Raw genomic sequence first — 20,437 nt, 5'->3', positions numbered from 1 at the left:
TCAGATAAATGATAAAGCAACGAGAAGAATCCTAGCGCAGCTTCGTTTTGTGCTAGGATTTTGTTTGTCATTATAACGAAGCATCACATGGTTCAATCTAAATGGGAGGGATAGGCTTGAAACAAGTTGCATATATTGAAGATTACTCTACATGGAAAGAAGCATTTGAATTTTATACACCGATTAAAGTACGTTTTTCTGAAACCGATATGTTCGGCCATATGAACAATACGGCCCCGTTTATATACTTTGAAGAAGCAAGAATTGAATTTATGAAACAAGTAGGCATGTTTGATAATGTCCATCATAAACCAGAAAGTGTCCCAGTTGTAGCTGATTTACAATGTGATTTTCATCAACAAGTGTATTTTGATGACCAATTGAAGATGCATGTAAAAGTAGAATATTGCGGTCGAACTTCTTATGATTTACATTACTTAGCGGTTAATCAATCGGAAGAAGTTTGTTTGACAGGAAGAGGTCGAATTGTCCAAATTAACCCACAAACCGGTAAGCCTGTCGAAATTCCCCGGGAAATTAAAAAGCGATTTCACGTAGCAGAATAATAAGTCGTAAAAGTCAGGAGAATAGTTTCCTGGCTTTTTTTCGTGAAGGGGATGCTTTATTATAATAGTAGGTTAGATAAATTTGTAATGAATGCTATGTAATGGGGTATGAAGAATGAAATGGAGTACAGCGTGGAAGCGTAATCGCTTATATATAGTTTCTGCTATCGTTTTGATCTTATCCATATACATAATAGGGGTAATATTAACGTCTCCTTATATTGGTATCCATGTGCATCAAAATAGTGAAGGCCAATGGGTTGTTTCTGATGTGGAAGAGCATAGTTGGGGGTGGCATAGAAATATTCAACCTGGAACAGTTATACTCGAAATAGATGGGAGAAGCCCGGAAGAGAATGAAACAGTCACTATGTTTCAAACGATTGAGAATGCTTCTAGTATAACGGTATTGTTAGATAATCCGACATTATTCGATGAAATAGAAGAAGATGTAAGTGTTCCTCAATACTTTTTTTATTTAATTATTCCTCTTTTGTTTATGGTGATGGTGTTTTTTATCGCTATATTCATTTTTTATCATAGGAGGGATGACAAATCTGGGGAGTATATCATTGTATTTTTTTATATGCTGGGATTAGCTTATTTAGCCAGTAGTGGGGCAGCTCGTACTGAATTTGTCTCAACTATAGTGAATACGAGCGCGGTTTTATTGACGCCAGTTTTATTTGTGCGTTTTTTAAGTACATACTTTCATGAAGTGGATGAGGATTGGATACCAAAGTGGATTTACCGTATGATGACAATGGTCGCTTTTGTAGTTACAGGGATAGAGGCCTGTTTATTTATCTTTCATGTATATCCCGATTGGTATCTAGGGCTCATATCAAGCGTATTTATCGTGTTTACAATCATTGTTTTTGTGTTCGTCATAAAAGGAAAAGAACAATTTAAACACACGCCGAATTCGAATATATTTCAGTATTTATTTGTTGGTATATTGTTAAGTGTAGGACCTTACATTTTTTTAACGCTAATTCCTGCATACACAATAGGGGTAAAGCTATTGGAAGCAGAATGGTCTTTGTTATTTTTAATAGCATTTCCACTAATGTTCTTGTATTTAATAACAGCCAAGCGTTTGTTCGATATTGAGTTCGTAATAGGAAGGATTAGATATTATTCATATGTGTCGATTTTGCCAGCTATTATGATTCTTTTATTTGTCATGATGTTGGTGCCAGGTGATTGGAATGTTCAACGTATTTTGCAATTGCTTTGTCTCATTTGGGTGACGTTCATTGCTTTTTTGTACGTGAAAGAATTATTCGATTTTCAACTACAACAAAACTTGTTTACCCAGAAGAATAATTATCAGCAAAGTATGCATCAATTCGTTCAAAAAATAAAGAAAGAGAAAGACCCCGTTGATTTGTATTATCGTCTAAGTAAAGAGTTGAAAGATGTAATGGGAATAGAAGAGATTCACTTCTTTTCAAAAAGTGTTACGATGGAAATGTATGGTGTACACTATCCGATACAAGTGGCATTGATGAAAGAATGTGCACATAGAATAGATGAAGAAAATGGACAACTAGGGGAAGTTGTTAAGCTGAAAAAGCATGAAGGTTACGCGTTAATGATCGGATACACGGTAAATAAATTAACTTATTTGTATTGTTCAGAGAAACCTAATAACACTGCCTTAAATGTAGATGAGAAATCGTATATACAAGCAATGACACATAATACTCACATTGCTATTGAGAACTTGATTTTAATGGAAAATATGCTAGAAGAGCTGGAGCAGCAAATTCATAATCAATCCAAGCAAAAGTATCCAGCATGGTTATCACGCTTGTTATTCTCCCTTACAGAGCATCAAAGGCAGCAGATTGCGGTAGATTTGCATGATACGGTGCTACAAGAGCAATTGTATATTTATAGACAGATGGATGATTTTTTGAATAGGTATGATGGGGCATTAACAGACGACGTGATGCAGATTTTAAAAGGGTTTCGGGAGCAAATGTTGGATAATATCCATTTAATTCGAGAGACTTGTAATGAACTGCGGCCACCTTTTTTAGAAGAAATGGGGCTTATTCCATCTCTAGAAAATTTAGTTTCACAATATCAGCTCCGTTCCAATTTCACCGTACAGTTCGACTACTCCAATTTCAAAATGGAAATTGAAAATGAATACGTTTTGGCAATTTATCGTATTGTGCAAGAACTGTTAACGAATGCGATGAAGCACTCGCAAGCAGATGAGGTGTATTTGTCACTAGAAAAAGACGGAGCAAATGTCTTATTGCTGTACCAGGATAATGGGATCGGTATGAGGCGGGACAAGTCAATTGATCTATTCGCACATATGGGTTTATCAGGCATTGAGCAACGTGTGAATGGGCTTAACGGAGAAGTTGTTATAGATACGAAACCAAATGGAGGATTTCACGTGAAGGTTACATTGTATGATGTAAGATAGAAAGGAAGATGTAAAAAATGACTCGAATACTTATTGTCGATGACCATCCAGCTGTTGGCACAGGAACAAAATCATTGTTAGAACAAGAATATGACATGGAAGTAGATATGATTTCCGACAGTATGCAAGCAGAAGAAACGCTTTCTACGACAAGTTATGATATTGTATTACTTGATTTATACATGCCGGGGTTAAATGGTATTGAATTAACGAGAAAGATAAGTAGTAAATTTCCTGAAATAAAAATAATTATTTATACAGGTTTTGATTTAAATACGCATTTTAATTTACTAGTAGAATCCAATATATCCGGATTTGTTAGCAAAACAGCTTCTAAGGAACAATTAGTAACGGTGATTCATTGTGCTCTACGAGAGGAAGTTGTATTGCCTTTGCATTTGTTTAAGCAATTACGCAGGGTAGAAGCGAAGGTGATTCATAAAGGGACTAATACGGATGGAGAAGTAGTTGCGATTTCATTAAATGAGAAGGAACAAAGTATACTGAACGAAGTTTCTAAAGGTTATACGAATCGTCATATTGCACAAAAATTACATATGTCCCAACGAAGTGTAGAGTACACCCTTACTGGTATATTTAATAAATTGGAAGTGAGATCAAGAACCGAAGCGCTCATGAAGGCGAAAGAGCTTGGGCTCATTTCACAAACGTAATTTAGGATAGGGAATAATGGAACAGCTTAAATTAAATTATCATAAGATGTAAAGACTAAATGATTACCCTCATTTTGTACAGCTCTCAGTTAGCAAGGAGGGGTTTACATTTGGAGGAGAAAGACTACAAGCCGAAGCAATTATTGACGAAAAGAGAGAAAGAAGTATTTGAATTACTGGTTCAAGATAAGACGACAAAGGAAATAGCCCAAGAACTTTTTATTTCAGAGAAAACAGTTCGAAACCACATTTCTAATGCGATGCAGAAACTTGGAGTAAAGGGGCGTTCTCAAGCTGTTATTGAGCTCCTTCGTATGGGGGAACTCAAGTTGTAAGAAGAAACCGACTTCAATAGGAGTCGGTTTCTGTATTTAGAGAGAACGTGATCTAACTTCTCCCTTGCATTTTTTTGCGTAAATCGTAAAATTAGATGTAATTCATGTAATAAGGGAGAGAGGTTAGGAGGAAGCAATGGATAATCAGCCTATTGCCGATATTGAAAAAAAATTGCGATATACATCATGCATCATTAAACAAAAAGGTAGGGAAATACTAGATCAATATCCAATTACATTACCTCAATTTCTTGCTTTACAATGGTTATTAGAATTTGGGGATATGACGATTGGGGAGTTGTCTAATCATATGCACCTAGCTTATAGTACAACAACGGATTTAGTTGATCGATTGGAGCGCAATGAGGTAGTACAACGCGTGAAGGATGAAAAGGATCGACGAGTCGTTCAAATACGGTTGTTAGATAAAGGAAAGTCGATTATTCAAGAAGTGATTGACAAACGACAGGCACATTTAGAACATGTATTTCGAACGTTTTCTAGTGAGCATGTCGAATTGTTTCGTCATTTGTTGAATGAAATGTATGATGAAATGAAGTGCATCCAAGAAGAAGAAATGGAAATCAAATAAAAGAGGCGATGAAGTTGGACCGACCTATAGGAGTTATTGATTCAGGAGTAGGAGGAATGACTGTAGCTAGGGAGCTTATGAGACAGCTACCGAATGAAGAGTTAATCTATGTAGGAGATACATTACGTTGTCCTTATGGGCCGAGACCGAAAGAGGAAGTCATTGAATATACATGGCAAATGGTTCATTTTTTATTAAAGAAACAAATTAAGATGCTTGTCATTGCCTGTAACACCGCTACAGCATTTACTTTACAAGAATTGAAAGCAACATTAGACATACCCGTATTAGGAGTTATACAGCCTGGAGCTCGGGCAGCGATTAAAGGAACAGATAATTTACAAATAGGCGTAATAGGAACGGAAGGAACGATTAAGAGTAAAGCATATGCGGATGCATTGCATCAAATTAATCCTTTCATAAATGTATCAGGTTTAGCCTGTCCTGCGTTCGTCCCTATGGTAGAGCAAGGCGTTTTGGATGGGCCAGAAGCACATAAGGTAGTACGAGAAACGTTAGAGCCGCTGAAACAGAATAGTTCGATTGACACTTTAATATTAGGGTGCACGCATTATCCGTTGTTAGAAAATATGATTCAACAGGTAATGGGGGAAGACATAACAGTTATTTGTTCAGGCGATGAAACGGCACGAGAAGTAAGTGTGATTTTAGAGTATTATCAATTACTATATCAAAGTAATCGTTTGCCTAATCATCACTTTTATACAACTGGGGATAAGCAATTATTTGAGAAAATAGCCAATGACTGGTTTGATACTCCAATATTAAATATTCATTCGTTGCAGTTAGAAGTAACACAACAATTATAAAAATAATAGGAAAACAATAAGTCTAAGCCTTTATGGTACGGGCTTATTTTTTTTGTGAGCAATATTGTATGGTCTAATTCAAAAAAAAGCTCGTATATATAATAGTACAAACCATCATAGGAGGGGAAAAAATGCAGAAGCAGATCATCTTTGTAGGTCTACTGATGAGTATTGCGCTACTTACGGGCTGTGTTTTTCAAGGAGAGCAATCTTTAGAAGAAATGGATGTTCCCCAAGAGCAAAAGACGGAAGAAGCAAATGTTCCTACATCACAAGATGCAGAAGAGGGGATGAAGGAAGAAGAACTTGACGAGGAAGGAATAGAGGAAGCGGAGGGAAATGCGACAGTTGACCGTCAGTTGTATTTGTTAGATGAAGAAGGTATGGTTGTTCCGCAAACGGTTGCCGTGCCGATGGTAGATTCCAAAGAAGTTGCTAAACAATCATTGGAATATTTAGTGAAGGATGGTCCTGTAACCGAGTTGTTACCGAATGGATTTCAGGCGGTATTACCTGCTGGAACGCAATTTAGCTTGAATTTACTAGAAGATGGAACTGTTGTAGTTGATGTATCAAAGGAATTTGAAGACTATAGAGCTGAGGATGAATTAAAGGTGCTACAAGCTATGACATACACTTTAACGCAATTTGATAGTATAGAGAGATTGAAATTGCAAATTAACGGTCATGATACCGATGTCATGCCTGTTAATGGAACGCCGGTAGCAGAAGGCTATTCCAGAGCAAATGGAATTAATCTTGAAATTGGTGATGTCATGGATTTAACCGATAGCGATTCCGTTACGGTTTACTACCCTTCGCAACATAATGATCAACTATACTATATTCCTGTTACGAAGCGTGTGGACGTGAAGGAAAGCAAAAAATACGAAACGATTGTAGAAACACTAATCAATGGACCAGGTTATAACAATACAGGTTTGCTAACGGTATTCAATCAAGATGTGAAGCTAATAGCAGAACCGGATTTGGAAAATGGAGTATTAACTTTAACGTTTAATGAGAACGTATTAAATGATTTTGATGACAAATCTGTCGTAACGAATAAAGTGATGGAGTCTCTCGTACTTTCTTTAACCGAACAGCCTGAAGTCGAAGCAGTCTCTGTAAAGGTAGAAAATAAAGATAAAGTATTTACAGAAAAAGGTGTAGAACTTGCCCAACCAGTAACAAGAGGGGAGATTTCTGAAACAGGGAGTTTTTAATAAGAACAATTCAAATGGGGAAAGAGGCTTATTGGTAGTCTCTTTTTTTATGATGATGTATAAGTGGTGTCATAATTAGAAGGAAGAAAGGGAAATGTAACAATACAACTCGAATGATGATTTGCTTATCAAATAAGTCGAGAAAGTATGTTACGATATACTTTGTGATGAGAAGGAGGAGTCGTATATGGAAAGAATAGATGGACGTACAAACGATGAGTTAAGACAAATACATATAGAAACAGGTTATGTGAAGCATCCTGAAGGGTCTGTATTAATTCGAGTAGGGGATACAAAGGTAATATGTAATGCAAGCATTGAAGAACGCGTACCACCTTTTATGAGAGGTCAAGGAAAAGGATGGGTTACTGCTGAATATGCGATGCTTCCACGTGCGACCGAACAGCGTAACATAAGAGAATCTTCGAAAGGGAAAGTGTCAGGGCGTACGATGGAAATTCAACGGTTAATTGGAAGATCCTTACGTGCGGTTGTTGACTTAGAAGCCTTTGGTGAACGAACGGTATGGATTGATTGTGATGTTATTCAAGCAGATGGTGGGACGAGAACGGCTTCTATTACAGGCGCTTATGTAGCAATGGTATTGGCGTTTGGTAAACTAATGGAAAAAGGGACGATTAAGAACCTTCCAATTAACGATTACTTAGCGGCGACATCTGTTGGTATTCTAGAAGATGACAGTGAACGATTAGATCTATGCTATGAAGAAGATTCTAAAGCGCTTGTTGACATGAATGTCGTCATGACAGGTAATGGTGAATTCGTGGAGCTACAAGGCACTGGAGAAGAAGCCACGTTTTCTTATACACAATTACAGAAAATGATGGAGCTTGCCCAAAAAGGGGTCGAACAAATAATGGACCAGCAAAAGCAAGCATTAGGAAAATGGTGCTCACATATTGAGGAGAAATAAAACCAATCTTCATAAAAGGGAAGAGTGCAATGAATGAATTAATTATCGCTTCAAAAAACAAGGGGAAAATTGAAGAATTCCGTCAGCTATTTGCTCAATACGGTATTCAAACGTATGGCATAGAAGAAATAGATGAAAGCATTGCGGATGTAAAAGAAACAGGAATGACATTTGCAGAGAACGCTCAGTTAAAGGCAGAAACGATTGCGGCCCTTCTTAATAAGCCGGTATTAGCGGATGATTCTGGTTTGGAAGTTGATGCTCTAGAAAAACGGCCAGGCGTGTTTTCAGCACGATATGCTGGGGAAAAGAAAGACGACAAAGCTAATATGGATAAAGTACTGCTTGAACTAGAACAAGTCGATCATCGTACAGCTAGGTTTGTTTGTGTACTTGCCTTAGCTATACCTAGTCAAGAAACCATATTAGAGAGAGGTACGTGTGAAGGTTCAATAGCTAGACAACCTCAAGGTGCAAATGGTTTTGGCTATGACCCAATTTTCGTTCCTAATGGGTATAATCAAACGATGGCTCAATTAACCTCTGGTGAAAAAAACGCTATTAGCCATCGGCATAACGCATTAATGAAAATAGAGCAAACGATTCAATTAATGGTGTAAAAAGGGGAGATCACATTGCCTAAAGTGTTAATAATGAGTGATAGTCATGGACTAGTAGAAGAAGTGCAAAGGATAAAGGAACGTCATGCGGATGAAGTCGATGCCATTATTCATTGCGGTGATTCAGAATTGCCTATAAATGTAGACGTAATGAGCGGAATGTACAAAGTTGGTGGCAATTGTGATATTGATAACCGTTTTAACGAGGAAAATAATTTCGTTATAGGCGATTTGTCATTCTATGTAACGCATGGTCATTTACATGATGTAAAACGAACTTTAATGCCTTTATCCTATCGAGCGGAAGAATTAGGGGCAAACGTGATATGTTTTGGGCATTCTCATATTGCTGGGGCAGAGCTAGTGAATAATAAACTGTTTATTAATCCAGGGAGCATCAGACTTCCTAGAGGCATCGTAGAAAAAACGTATGCAACATTGTATTGGGAAGAGCTATCGGATGCAACGGTGGAATTTTATACGGATCAAGGAATTGTTTTACCTGATTTAACTCTTACAGTAGATTTATCGGCAGGAGAATAAAAAAATCCTGCCGAATCCTATTGACACTTCGTTCATAAACGTATATAATAATTTTTGTTCGCTTCAATTGAAACGGGTTAATGATATTAAAAATGCGGGTGTAGTTTAGTGGTAAAACCTCAGCCTTCCAAGCTGATGATGAGGGTTCGATTCCCTTCACCCGCTCCAATAACATACATAAATTTGTCATTCATGTCCTAGTAGCTCAGCTGGATAGAGCAACGGCCTTCTAAGCCGTAGGTCGGGAGTTCGAATCTCTCCTGGGACGTCACTACATACACGTTTGAAATTTAATATGAGAGTTTTGAACAGATAAGATATGCTAACACAGATTAAAACTGTGTTAGCATATCTTTTTTTAGTCAATATTTTGGTTAGTTTTATTATCTTTAGATTATCCGGCTACTTCTTCTTTAAATTCTATACTAGTCTATAATAGAATCCTCTCCAAGCCACGAATGAAAATGGGCATTGACATATAAAAATTTTATCTCCTAGTTAAATAAGAAATGAGTACATTAGTGTCATTCATTTATAATAATTGTTGACAATAAAGTTAAACAACTGTAAATTTAAAATTAAAATATGAGCATATGTTCATATAAGCAATAATTGTGTTGTATAAATAAATACTTATCCAGGGGATGATTATGGTGCACAATGCTACACATAATAGTACAGAAATAAACGATCAACATAAAAGGAAGATTGTATATTTAGTGGGTTTGTTGCTAACTTTGACGGTAATCAACGGTACGATGTTTAATGTGGCCGTACCAGATATATCAGCTACATTCGAATTATCTCCTTCAGAAGTTAGCTGGGTTATGACCGTATACATTCTTATTTTTTCAATTGGTTCTTTAGTATATGGAAAGCTGGCTGACATCTATCCAATTCGTACTTTATTAATAATTAGCGTTGTTTTATTCTCAACAGGGGCTATACTTGGGATGGTTTCACCTAATTATAGTATGTTAATTGTGGCAAGGATTATTCAAGCGATGGGGGGAGCAGCTATACCTGCATTGGGCTTTTTAATTCCTGGAAGGTTTATACCTAGAGAAAGAGGGGTTATTGTTGGAGGTCTTTCAGCTGTGTTTGCGTTTGCGTCGGGTGTTGGTCCGATGCTGGGAGGCGTAGTTGCTACTTCATTAGGTTGGCGTTATCTGTTTGTGCTATCTGTTTTATCTCTATTAACAATCCCTTTTATTTATAAATGGATTCCACAAGAAAACAGAAGGGAAGGGCAACTTGATGTAATCGGAGCTATATTAATGGCTATTTCGGTAGCAAGCCTCTTGTTTTTTATTACCACATTCAGTTGGTACACAGCTGCAACCTTTGTTGTAGTTGGTCTTTTATTTGTAGGAAGGGTTTATACAGCCTCGAACCCGTTTATTGACCCTTCTGTTTTGGAAAATGTTCCCTATTCCACCACTGTTTTGGTCGGTTTTTTTGCTAATGCAGTCATAATGGGATTAATGTTTGTATTGCCCATTATGCTCGGAAAGTATTACGAATTTAACGCTTTCCAAATTGGATTGGTTATTTTTCCTGGGGCAATGGCTTCTGCAATTTCTGGAAAAATAGGTGGGAAAATCACGAGCAAGAAAGGCGGTATTCCTGTTATGATTATGGGACTTGTTTTAATGGGGACAGGTACCTTCCTTCTTGGGAGTTTGATTGGAGAACCTGGCTGGGTGGTAGCAGCCTGTTTACTTATATCCTATCTTAGTTTTCCGCTTATTTCGACAGCGGCAGTAGATTTAATTGCAACGATTTTACCACCACAACAAAATGGAGTAGGGATTGGATTATTTAACTTATTAAATTTTTTAGCAGGAACCATAAGTACTGCAGCTATTGGAAGTGTGTTAGACTTCCGTAATATTCAGGATAGCTGGAATCCACTTTTTACAAGACAAGGAGAAGAGGTTATATACAGCAATATTTTTATTGCACTTACCTTAATTGTCATTCTTGCCTTGTTGGTTTTTATACTAATATACGTTGTGAAGAGAGAAGAAAGTGGCTAACACAGAACATACTATCTCTTAAAAGTGTCGTATTATTCATGTTAGCGAACAGCTGAACAGTAATAAAAAACACGAAAAAGATGACTTCGGTAATATTTACAAGGTCATTTTTTTTTTGCAATGGTTATAATTTTAAGTAATACCTATTAAGGTTATTCATTGAGAAGGAGACAAAACGATTCGTTTATACTAGCAGGTAGTGTAAATGGGCGGTTTTTCGTTGCCACGAGATGTAAAGAAGCGTTCATTATTATGATCATGAGTGTAATTAAGCTAGCCGGTGTTGTGAAAAAAAGAAGTAAAAATTAATAAATTCTTATTTGTATCTTAATTTAAAAATGATATGATGTTTTAAATCAACATACTAAAGGTACAATAATAAAAATAAAGGAGATTTAACCTCTGTATCGAATTGTTGTTTTAGGGGCACATGAGGAATGAAGTATGATTGGGGGAGGTTTATGAACGTGATTAAAAATATTGTATATACAGGAAGGGAGGTATCGTAGTGGGAAAAGATAAAGGAGATGTAGTTATTTTTCCGAAGTGGAAATCGTCCCTTGAAAATGAGGCAATAGCAGCTTTTAGTAAAAAACAATATGATAAAGCGTTAAAGAGATTTAACCAGCTAATTGAATTCGATGTTGCAACAGAAAGGGTAATCTTAAATAAATTAATTTGTCTAATGGAATTGGGGCAGTATGGAGAAGCAGAAAGGCTAAGTAGTGAACAATTAGATAAAAGTAAAGAACATTATTTTTATTTCCTACATATCCATCTTACGGTGTTATTTCAGACAGGTCAATATGAAGCCTTAATGGACATTCTAGACGATGTGAAAGAATCTTCTGGTATACCACCTGAAATGCGAGAGCAAATGGATCACATATATGAAGTGTCCGAAAAGTTACGAGCAGAAGAGTCAAGATCAGAACAGGAAGAGAACTTGAATGAACTGCTTGTGGCTCTAAATTCAGATGATTTTCAATTACAGTGGCGTTTAATATCGAGACTTAGAAAAGGAAGTATCCATCCTTATTTGCGTGATATTGCCTCCTATTTAGAGGATGAAAAAACACAACCCGTCATAAAAACGGTATTGTTACAATGGATGCATGCACAAAAGGTGGAAATGAAAGTCCATGTAAAGAAATTTGGCCAAAGCGAACACGTAATCCCAGAAGATCTACATGATATTTTACATGATCCCGCTTCTGTACATATATTAAAATTGTTAAGTGATGTGGAACAAATGAATCCTACTCTTTATGACTTTGCAAAGCAATTACTGTTCCGCTATATGTTTGTTCGCTATCCGATGATGCCTGAAGATAAAGAATTGCCATACGTAGCGAAAGCTGTACTTGAATTAAGTTATACATATTTGCAACTTGAAGATGAATCCTTATTGCAATTAAAATCTTTTCCAACAGAAGAGGTTCAAGTGTGGAAACAACAAATAGAGTACTATGAGGTCCATTACTATTCTATAATGGGCCAGTAATATTCTTGCGTATATCTACAAGGTAATAGCCTTGAAAGCCAGATGGTTTATGTTATAATGTAATGGTTGCATACGTAAAAGTGCCTTCATTCTGTAGTTACACACACATGATCTTACATGACAAGAATGAATTGAATTAATAGATTTTGGAGGGAAAATCATGACAGCTAAATGGGAAAAGTTAGAAGGTAACGAAGGTCAATTAACAATTGAAGTTGAAGCGAAAGAATTTGACCGTGCCTTAGATCAAGCATTTAAAAAAGTAGTTAAACAGGTGCAGGTACCTGGATTCCGTAAAGGAAAAGTACCTCGTCCAATTTTTGAACAACGTTTCGGTGTAGAATCTTTATATCAAGATGCATTGGATATCATTTTGCCAGAAGCATACTCTAATGCAATTGATGAAACTGGAATTACACCAGTTGATCGTCCAGAAGTAGATGTAGAGCAAATCGAAAAAGGACAAAACCTTATTTTTACTGCGAAAGTTACTGTTAAGCCTGAAGTAAAACTTGGCGATTATAAAGGTCTTGAAGTAGAAGAACAAGATGTAACAGTAACAGATGAAGACGTGGATGCTGAGCTTAAACAAAAGCAAGAGCAACAAGCAGAGCTAGTAGTAAAAGAAGAAGGTGCAGTAGAGAACGGTGACACTGTAGTAATGGACTTTGAAGGTTTCGTAGATGGCGAGGCATTTGAAGGTGGTCAAGCAGAGAACTATTCTCTTGAAATCGGTTCTGGTTCTTTTATTCCAGGATTTGAAGATCAATTAGTAGGAAAAGCTACAGGAGAAGAAACAGACGTAGAAGTTACTTTCCCGGAAGAATACCATGCTGAAGATTTAGCAGGTAAGCCAGCTACATTTAAAGTGAAAATTCATGAAGTAAAAGCAAAGGAACTTCCTGACCTAGATGATGAGTTTGCTAAAGATGTAGATGAAGAAGTAGAAACGCTTGCTGAACTAAAAGAAAAGACTAAAACTCGTCTTCAAGAAGAGAAAAAGCAAAGTGCAGAAGATGCAAAGCGTGAAGAACTTGTAACGAAAGCAACAGATAATGCTGAAATCGACATTCCAAGTGCGATGATTGATACAGAACTTGATCGTATGATGAAGGAATTTGAACAGCGTCTACAAATGCAAGGTATGACGATGGAAATGTACTTCCAATTCACTGGTCAAGATGAAGATGCATTAAAAGGACAAATGGGTGAGGATGCTGCTAAACGCGTGAAGACGAACCTAGTTCTTGAGGCAATTTCAGAGACAGAGAACGTAGAAGTAACAGAAGAAGATGTAGATGCGGAGCTTGAAACGATGTCTGCAATGTATCAAACAGACGTAGAACAATTGAAGCAAATGCTTGGTGGTAACACAGACATGATTAAAGAAGATTTGAAAATAAAAAAAGCAATCGACTTCCTTGTAGCGGAAAGTAAATCTGCCTAAATATTTTCATAGACAAGGCGCGATTAGAAATCGTGCCTTGTTTTTTACTACTTACATAATTAGATGATCGTTTTCCTTGTTGATGTATGGAATGTTTAAGAACGAGGGAAAATACATATATTAGTGTAGACACTTTAAATTTTACTCCATTTAACTTGAAAACAACTCTGCATGTTGTAAGCATGCTATACACAATGATAACTGCCCCGAGATGTTGCGCTTTGGTTGACTTCTTTTATTCTCATGTACATAATGAATACAAATAGTCATGAAATGCTTTCTGATTTTTTCTTTTAGTGTGTAATGAAATTTGATAAGATAACGTAAAGAAAAGCTCTAGTATAAAACGATGGGTGAATTCAATTTTATGCATAGATTTTATGGTGACTTATACTTTAAGAGGTGAAGAGTATGTTTAAATTTAATGAAGAAAAAGGGCAATTGAAGTGCTCTTTCTGTGGAAAAACACAAGAACAAGTCCGTAAGCTAGTAGCAGGACCTGGAGTATATATATGTGATGAATGTATCGAGCTGTGTACGGAAATTGTGGAAGAAGAATTAGGGAATGACGAAGAGGTAGAATTTAAGGAAGTCCCTAAACCACAAGAAATTAAAGATATCTTAAACGATTATGTAATTGGGCAGGATTATGCTAAGAAATCATTGTCTGTAGCTGTTTATAATCATTACAAACGAATTAGCTCTGTTCAGAAGCAAGATGATGTAGAACTTGCGAAAAGTAACATTTTAATGCTTGGTCCTACTGGTAGTGGTAAAACATTGCTTGCGCAAACATTAGCTCGTATTCTTAACGTGCCTTTTGCAATGGCGGATGCTACTTCTTTAACAGAGGCGGGTTATGTAGGGGAAGATGTAGAAAATATTCTTCTAAAACTAATTCAAGCTGCAGATTATGATGTGGAAAAAGCAGAAAAAGGTATCATTTATATTGATGAGATTGATAAAGTTGCGCGTAAATCTGAAAATCCATCTATTACACGTGACGTGTCTGGTGAAGGGGTGCAACAAGCACTATTGAAGATTCTAGAAGGAACCGTTGCAAGTGTCCCTCCTCAAGGTGGTCGTAAACATCCTCATCAAGAATTTATTCAAATCGATACGTCCAATGTACTGTTTATTGTTGGCGGTGCATTTGACGGCATTGATCAAATTATTAAACGCCGTCTTGGTAAAAAAGTAATTGGATTCGGTGCAGCGGTAGAAAACCCAGAAGATATGGATAAAGAGGACTTAATGACGAAAGTGCTACCAGAGGACTTGTTACGATACGGATTAATTCCAGAGTTCATTGGTCGTCTACCTGTTATTGGTGCACTAGAACATTTAGATGAAGACGCATTGGTTGAAATTTTAACAAAGCCAAAGAATGCTCTTGTAAAGCAATACCAGAAGCTATTCCAAATAGATAAAGTAGAATTGGAATTTGAAGAAGAAGCGTTGCGTGCTATTGCAAGAAAAGCAATCGAGCGTAAAACGGGAGCGCGTGGTCTTCGTTCTATTATCGAAGGCATCATGTTAGATGTGATGTATGAACTTCCAAGTCGCGAAGATATTGAGAAGTGTATTATCACAAAGGAAACTGTCTCAAAAGAGAATGGTCGTCCTAAATTTGTCCTAAACGACGGTACGATTAAAGATGAAAATGAGACGCCAAAGGAAAGTGCATAACGTGCATAAAAAAAACAGCAGCTAAGGTTGCTGTTTTTTTATGCGAAATTGATGTTCTATGTTGGGTTAAATGTAATCATTTGCGGAGATACTAGCTGATAATATATAGAATGATGGACTGGAGGAATCTTTATGTCATTAGCTGGTATTGCTATAACCATTCAGCTCTTTTTCGGTATCGTAATTGGGCTATATTTCTGGAACTTGTTAAGAAATCAACGCTCGCAAAAAGTGACCATCGACCGGGAATCAAAGAAAGAGCTAGCAGAATTAAGAAAAATGCGGCAAATACGTTTGTCAGAGCCATTATCAGAGAAAGTTAGACCGAAATCGTTCGATGATGTGATCGGCCAACAAGATGGAATAGAAGCATTGAAGGCAGCATTGTGTGGAGCGAATCCACAACATGTCATTGTGTACGGTCCTCCGGGTGTTGGAAAAACGGCAGCAGCTAGACTTGTGCTAGAAGAAGCGAAACGAGGTGAAGAGACGCCGTTTAACGAAGATGCGGTGTTTATTGAGTTGGACGCTACGACTGCTCGTTTTGATGAGCGGGGTATAGCTGATCCGTTAATAGGCTCGGTTCATGATCCTATTTATCAAGGAGCAGGTGCAATGGGACAAGCGGGTATACCACAGCCGAAGCCAGGAGCTGTGTCCAATGCACATGGCGGAGTATTATTTATTGATGAGATTGGAGAATTGCACCCAATCCAAATGAATAAGCTACTAAAAGTGTTAGAAGATCGAAAAGTATTTTATGAGAGTGCTTATTATAGTGAAGAGAATCAACAAATCCCTTTGCATATTCATGAAATATTTAAACAGGGCATTCCCGCTGACTTTCGACTTATAGGTGCTACTACACGGAGTCCAGAAGAAATTCCACCTGCCATTCGCTCCAGGTGCTTAGAAGTGTTTTTTAAAGAGTTAGAACAAGAAGAAGTCATCAAGGTAGCGCAAAAAGCAGCAACTAAAATAGCCGTTCATATAGAGGGTAAAGGATTATCGACATTAGCACAGTATGCTCGAAATGGTCGTGAAGCGGTGAATATGATTCAAATTGCTAGTGGTTTAGTGAACAAATTAAATAAACAAGCGATTTCTCAAGAAGAGATTGAATGGGTTGTCGATGCTTCTCAGCTATCTCCTCGATATGAGAAGAAAATATATCCCCATAATCAAATTGGAGTTGTGAACGGGCTTGCTGTTTATGGTCCGAATGCAGGTGCTTTGCTGGAAATTGAAGTGAATGTGTTACCTGCTCATAAACAGGGAATGATTAATATAACAGGTATTGCTGAAGAAGAAAGCATTGGAAACCAAAGTAAATCAATAAGAAGAAAAAGCATGGCAAAAGGATCGATTGAAAATGTGATAACCGTTTTGCGATCCTTAGGCGTACCAGCACATGAATATGATATTCACGTTAACTTTCCAGGAGGAATTCCAGTTGATGGTCCTTCCGCTGGTGTAGCGATGGCTGTAGGGATTTATTCTGCTATTCATAAAGTTCCTGTCCGTCATGATATAGCATTAACAGGAGAAATTGGTGTGCATGGTCATGTGAAGCCAGTAGGAGGAGTGATGGCAAAGTTGAAAGCCGCCAAAAAAGCAGGCGTTCAACATGTGCTTATTCCGGATGATAATAAGCAAGTAATGTTTGATAAGTTGGAAGGTATTCGTGTTCAATCAATTAAACATATTAAAGAAGCACTACCTGTCTGTTTAGCTGGTGATATTCAGTCGCTGTTAGCAGAAAAGCGATTACGTACCAAATCAACACAAACGTCTCAATCTAGTGGGTAAGTTTGTGTAATGAAATGAATAATATTTTACAAAGAAAAGGCTTTTCTATATACTTTGGAAAGAACCTAAACGTTATTAGAGAGGGCATTGTCTTTTTTACATACTTTTACGAGGTTACGCTTCTGTTGTAAGAGGTTGTTAAGAATGAGACATGCTCTGTTTTACTTTTAATGATGAAAGAATTACTTATGGAGGTGTAGCACTGATGGCAGAAACAATGAATCAAAACATCCCTCTCCTTCCATTACGTGGCCTGTTAGTTTATCCTACGATGGTTATGCACTTAGACGTGGGACGAGATAGATCTGTCGCCGCAATTGAACACGCAATGGTAGAAGATAGTAGCATTTTCTTATGTGCTCAAAAGGAATTGAGTATAAGTGAACCAAAACCAGAAGATATATACTCCGTTGGAACAGTTGCGAAAATCAACCAAATGTTGAAACTACCGAATGGTACGATTCGCATATTAGTAGAGGGTCTGTACCGTGCGGAATTAAAAGAATTCACGAATCAAGAGGATTATTTTGCTGTTTCCTTTGAACAACTTCAGGAAACCCACGGTGAGAAAAACGAAGATGAAGCACTTATGCGAAATTTATTAAATCAGTTTGAACAATACATAAAGGTTTCTAAAAAAGTGAGTGACGAAACATTAGCTTCTGTGAAGGATATGAATGCAGCTGGTCATTTAGCAGATATTGTTGCATCTCATTTACCACTAAAAATTAAAGAGAAGCAGGAAATTCTAGAAATTGCTAACGTTTCTGAACGCTTAAAGCACGTTATAGAAATTATTGGTAATGAAAGAGAAGTATTGCAATTAGAGAAGAAGATAGGATTGCAAGTAAAACAGTCGATGGAGAGAACGCAAAAAGAGTACTATTTACGAGAACAAATGAAAGCTATTCAAAATGAGCTCGGTGACAAAGACGGTAAATCTGGTGAAGTCGCCGAGTTGAAAGAGCGTATCGAACAAGCGAATATGCCAGAACGAATAGAAGCTGTTGCTTATAAAGAGTTAGGACGTTATGAGAAAATTCCAAGCACCTCTGCGGAAAGTTCTGTTATTCGTAATTATATTGACTGGCTGATAATGCTACCATGGATAGAACAAACCGAGGATAATTTAAATATTCCTCGTGCAGAAAATATTTTAAATGCAGATCATTACGGTTTAGAAAAGGTAAAGGAGCGCATTTTAGAATATTTGGCTGTACAGAAGCTGACGAATTCAGTTAAAGGGCCTATTCTTTGTTTAGTAGGACCTCCTGGAGTAGGGAAGACTTCATTAGCGAAATCAATTGCAACTTCCATGAATCGGAATTTTGTCCGTATTTCCCTAGGAGGTGTTCGAGACGAAGCTGAAATTAGGGGACACCGCCGTACGTATGTAGGAGCGATGCCAGGTCGAATTATTCAAGGGATGAAGAAGGCAGAAACGATTAATCCTGTTTTTCTACTTGATGAAATTGACAAAATGGCGAGCGATTTTCGAGGTGACCCATCTGCTGCGATGCTTGAGGTATTAGATCCCGAGCAAAACAGTACATTTAGCGATCATTTCATTGAAGAAACGTATGATTTATCCAACGTGATGTTCGTTGCTACGGCAAATAATATGGCTACTATTCCAGGTCCACTTCTTGATCGGATGGAAGTTATTACAATTGCGGGCTATACGGAAGTAGAGAAGCTTCATATTTCTCAAGCGCATTTACTACCTAAGCAAATGAAAGAAAATGGATTGAAGAAAAGCCATCTACAAGTAAGAGAAGCAGCATTGTTGAAATTAATCCGTCGATACACGAGAGAAGCAGGTGTCCGTGGTTTAGAGCGACAACTAGCCGCCTTATGCCGGAAAGCTGCTAAAGTAGTTGTTTCAGAAGATAAGAAACGGGTTGTGGTAACGGAGAAAAAGTTAGAAGAGCTGCTCGGTCGTCCGAAGTATCGTTACGGACAAGCTGAGGAAGAAGATCAAATAGGTGCAGCTACAGGATTAGCGTATACAGCTGCTGGCGGAGATACGTTGTCTATCGAAGTTTCGTTATATCCAGGCAAAGGGAAATTAACGTTAACAGGAAAGCTTGGAGATGTGATGAAAGAGTCTGCTCAAGCAGCATTTAGTTACATTCGTGCTAGGGCAAAAGAATTGAATATTGACCCGCGATTTCATGAGAACAATGATATTCATATCCATGTGCCAGAGGGCGCTACACCAAAAGACGGTCCATCAGCAGGCATAACAATTGCAACTGCACTCGTTTCTGCTTTAACAGGAAGACCTGTGAGGAAAGAAGTTGGGATGACAGGGGAGATTACGTTGAGGGGAAGAGTGCTCCCAATAGGAGGTCTAAAAGAAAAGTCCTTAAGTGCCCATCGCGCAGGCTTAACAACCGTCATTATGCCAGCTGATAATAACAAAGATTTAGAGGACATTCCTGATAGTGTTCGAGAAGGATTAACGTATATTCCTGTCAAACATTTAGATGAAGTTTTAAAGCATGCTTTAGTGGAGGAGAAATAATGAAAATTAATCAAGCGGAACTTGTTATAAGTGCCGTTAGCCAAAAACAATATCCGAAAGAATCTATACCTGAAATAGCGTTAGCAGGTCGTTCTAATGTAGGGAAGTCTTCCTTTATTAATAAGCTCATTCAACGTAAAGCATTAGCTCGTACGTCTTCTAAACCAGGTAAAACGCAAACATTAAATTTTTATAAAATGAATGAAAGCTTTTTATTTGTTGATGTACCTGGATACGGTTATGCAAAGGTTTCGAAAAAAGAGAAAGAAAAATGGGGAAAAATGATGGAAGAGTATTTCTCCACACGCGAACAGTTACAAATGGTGATGTTAATTGTTGATATACGACACGACCCTTCGAAAGATGATGTCATGATGTATGATTTTTTAAAACATTTCGATTTACCGGTAACAGTTGTTGCTACGAAATTAGATAAAATAAAAAAAGGTCAAAAGGCAAAACAGTTGAAACGAGTCATGGAAGTGCTTGGCATGGAAGAGCAAGATCAACTCATTCCCTTTTCAGCAGAAACAGGAGAAGGGAAAGAGGTGGCATGGGGAGCTATTAAGCGTTACCTCTCCTAAACGTCATGATAACGGGGCTGTCCTTAAAAGGGAGATATTCCAATTTAAGGACAGCCCTTTTGTTCTTTA

At 37.4% G+C, this 20,437-nt stretch carries 17 protein-coding genes and 2 tRNA genes; all 19 read left to right on the top strand.

Annotated elements, in window-relative coordinates:
* Window positions 1-116: 116 nt before the first annotated feature.
* Entirely contained in the window at window positions 117-566 is a 450-nt protein-coding gene (locus tag N784_RS01530; protein ID WP_232305953.1) for an acyl-CoA thioesterase, read from the top strand.
* Between the two features lie 115 nt (window positions 567-681).
* Window positions 682-3,015: an ATP-binding protein gene (locus N784_RS01525; protein WP_036831301.1), complete on the top strand. Its 2,334-nt coding sequence runs from the start codon at window positions 682-684 to the stop codon at window positions 3,013-3,015.
* 17 nt (window positions 3,016-3,032) lie between these two features.
* Window positions 3,033-3,689 (top strand): response regulator transcription factor, encoded by a 657-nt coding sequence (locus N784_RS01520; RefSeq protein WP_036831298.1) that lies wholly within the window; start codon window positions 3,033-3,035, stop codon window positions 3,687-3,689.
* A 110-nt stretch (window positions 3,690-3,799) separates the two neighbouring features.
* Window positions 3,800-4,024, top strand: a complete 225-nt coding sequence (locus tag N784_RS01515; RefSeq protein ID WP_036831295.1) for a helix-turn-helix domain-containing protein — start codon at window positions 3,800-3,802, stop codon at window positions 4,022-4,024.
* A 136-nt stretch (window positions 4,025-4,160) separates the two neighbouring features.
* Window positions 4,161-4,616, top strand: a complete 456-nt coding sequence (locus N784_RS01510; protein ID WP_036831292.1) for a MarR family winged helix-turn-helix transcriptional regulator — start codon at window positions 4,161-4,163, stop codon at window positions 4,614-4,616.
* A gap of 14 nt (window positions 4,617-4,630) precedes the next feature.
* Window positions 4,631-5,446, top strand: a complete 816-nt coding sequence (gene racE, locus N784_RS01505; protein ID WP_036831289.1) for a glutamate racemase — start codon at window positions 4,631-4,633, stop codon at window positions 5,444-5,446.
* Between the two features lie 131 nt (window positions 5,447-5,577).
* The gene (locus N784_RS01500; RefSeq protein WP_036831287.1) at window positions 5,578-6,672 is read left to right on the top strand and encodes a GerMN domain-containing protein; all 1,095 of its coding nucleotides are present in this window, start codon (window positions 5,578-5,580) and stop codon (window positions 6,670-6,672) included.
* Between the two features lie 187 nt (window positions 6,673-6,859).
* Window positions 6,860-7,606 (top strand): ribonuclease PH, encoded by a 747-nt coding sequence (gene rph, locus N784_RS01495; RefSeq protein ID WP_036831285.1) that lies wholly within the window; start codon window positions 6,860-6,862, stop codon window positions 7,604-7,606.
* Window positions 7,607-7,635: 29 nt separating this feature from the next.
* Window positions 7,636-8,226 carry an XTP/dITP diphosphatase gene (locus N784_RS01490; RefSeq protein ID WP_036831283.1) on the top strand — a complete coding sequence of 197 codons (591 nt, stop codon included), beginning with the start codon at window positions 7,636-7,638 and terminating at the stop codon, window positions 8,224-8,226.
* Between the two features lie 24 nt (window positions 8,227-8,250).
* Window positions 8,251-8,769, top strand: coding sequence for a metallophosphoesterase (locus tag N784_RS01485; protein WP_332307837.1), 519 nt, complete (start codon window positions 8,251-8,253; stop codon window positions 8,767-8,769).
* A gap of 94 nt (window positions 8,770-8,863) precedes the next feature.
* Window positions 8,864-8,937 (top strand) — tRNA-Gly (locus N784_RS01480).
* 26 nt (window positions 8,938-8,963) lie between these two features.
* Window positions 8,964-9,037 (top strand) — tRNA-Arg (locus N784_RS01475).
* Between the two features lie 385 nt (window positions 9,038-9,422).
* Window positions 9,423-10,808, top strand: a complete 1,386-nt coding sequence (locus N784_RS01470) for an MFS transporter (RefSeq protein WP_198134379.1) — start codon at window positions 9,423-9,425, stop codon at window positions 10,806-10,808.
* A 508-nt stretch (window positions 10,809-11,316) separates the two neighbouring features.
* A complete protein-coding gene (locus N784_RS01465; protein WP_036831277.1) occupies window positions 11,317-12,312 on the top strand; it encodes a hypothetical protein in 996 nt (331 codons plus the stop codon).
* A gap of 160 nt (window positions 12,313-12,472) precedes the next feature.
* Window positions 12,473-13,759, top strand: coding sequence for a trigger factor (tig, locus tag N784_RS01460; RefSeq protein ID WP_036831273.1), 1,287 nt, complete (start codon window positions 12,473-12,475; stop codon window positions 13,757-13,759).
* Window positions 13,760-14,170: 411 nt separating this feature from the next.
* A complete protein-coding gene (clpX, locus tag N784_RS01455) occupies window positions 14,171-15,448 on the top strand; it encodes an ATP-dependent protease ATP-binding subunit ClpX (protein ID WP_036831271.1) in 1,278 nt (425 codons plus the stop codon).
* A gap of 132 nt (window positions 15,449-15,580) precedes the next feature.
* Complete coding sequence (gene lonB / locus N784_RS01450; RefSeq protein WP_084600084.1) at window positions 15,581-17,257, top strand: ATP-dependent protease LonB; 1,677 nt, start codon at window positions 15,581-15,583, stop codon at window positions 17,255-17,257.
* A 205-nt stretch (window positions 17,258-17,462) separates the two neighbouring features.
* A complete protein-coding gene (gene lon, locus N784_RS01445) occupies window positions 17,463-19,784 on the top strand; it encodes an endopeptidase La (RefSeq protein ID WP_036831270.1) in 2,322 nt (773 codons plus the stop codon).
* A complete protein-coding gene (yihA, locus tag N784_RS01440; RefSeq protein ID WP_036831268.1) occupies window positions 19,784-20,368 on the top strand; it encodes a ribosome biogenesis GTP-binding protein YihA/YsxC in 585 nt (194 codons plus the stop codon). The genes lon and yihA overlap by 1 nt, the downstream gene beginning before the upstream one ends.
* The last annotated feature ends 69 nt before the right edge of the window (window positions 20,369-20,437 follow it).

Source organism: Pontibacillus litoralis JSM 072002 (assembly GCF_000775615.1).
In the GTDB taxonomy this organism is placed as follows: domain Bacteria; phylum Bacillota; class Bacilli; order Bacillales; family BH030062; genus Pontibacillus; species Pontibacillus litoralis.
This window is presented reverse-complemented; position numbering and strand designations above follow the sequence as displayed.

Excerpts from the sequence above, each read along its gene's own strand:
- N784_RS01525 (WP_036831301.1), top strand. The coding sequence starts at position 682 with ATGAAATGGAGTACAGCGTGGAAGCGTAATCGCTTATATATAGTTTCT.
- N784_RS01520 (WP_036831298.1), top strand. The coding sequence starts at position 3,033 with ATGACTCGAATACTTATTGTCGATGACCATCCAGCTGTTGGCACAGGA.
- N784_RS01510 (WP_036831292.1), top strand. The coding sequence starts at position 4,161 with ATGGATAATCAGCCTATTGCCGATATTGAAAAAAAATTGCGATATACA.
- N784_RS01500 (WP_036831287.1), top strand. The coding sequence starts at position 5,578 with ATGCAGAAGCAGATCATCTTTGTAGGTCTACTGATGAGTATTGCGCTA.
- rph (WP_036831285.1), top strand. The coding sequence starts at position 6,860 with ATGGAAAGAATAGATGGACGTACAAACGATGAGTTAAGACAAATACAT.
- N784_RS01490 (WP_036831283.1), top strand. The coding sequence starts at position 7,636 with ATGAATGAATTAATTATCGCTTCAAAAAACAAGGGGAAAATTGAAGAA.
- tig (WP_036831273.1), top strand. The coding sequence starts at position 12,473 with ATGACAGCTAAATGGGAAAAGTTAGAAGGTAACGAAGGTCAATTAACA.
- clpX (WP_036831271.1), top strand. The coding sequence starts at position 14,171 with ATGTTTAAATTTAATGAAGAAAAAGGGCAATTGAAGTGCTCTTTCTGT.
- lonB (WP_084600084.1), top strand. The coding sequence starts at position 15,581 with ATGTCATTAGCTGGTATTGCTATAACCATTCAGCTCTTTTTCGGTATC.
- lon (WP_036831270.1), top strand. The coding sequence starts at position 17,463 with ATGGCAGAAACAATGAATCAAAACATCCCTCTCCTTCCATTACGTGGC.
- yihA (WP_036831268.1), top strand. The coding sequence starts at position 19,784 with ATGAAAATTAATCAAGCGGAACTTGTTATAAGTGCCGTTAGCCAAAAA.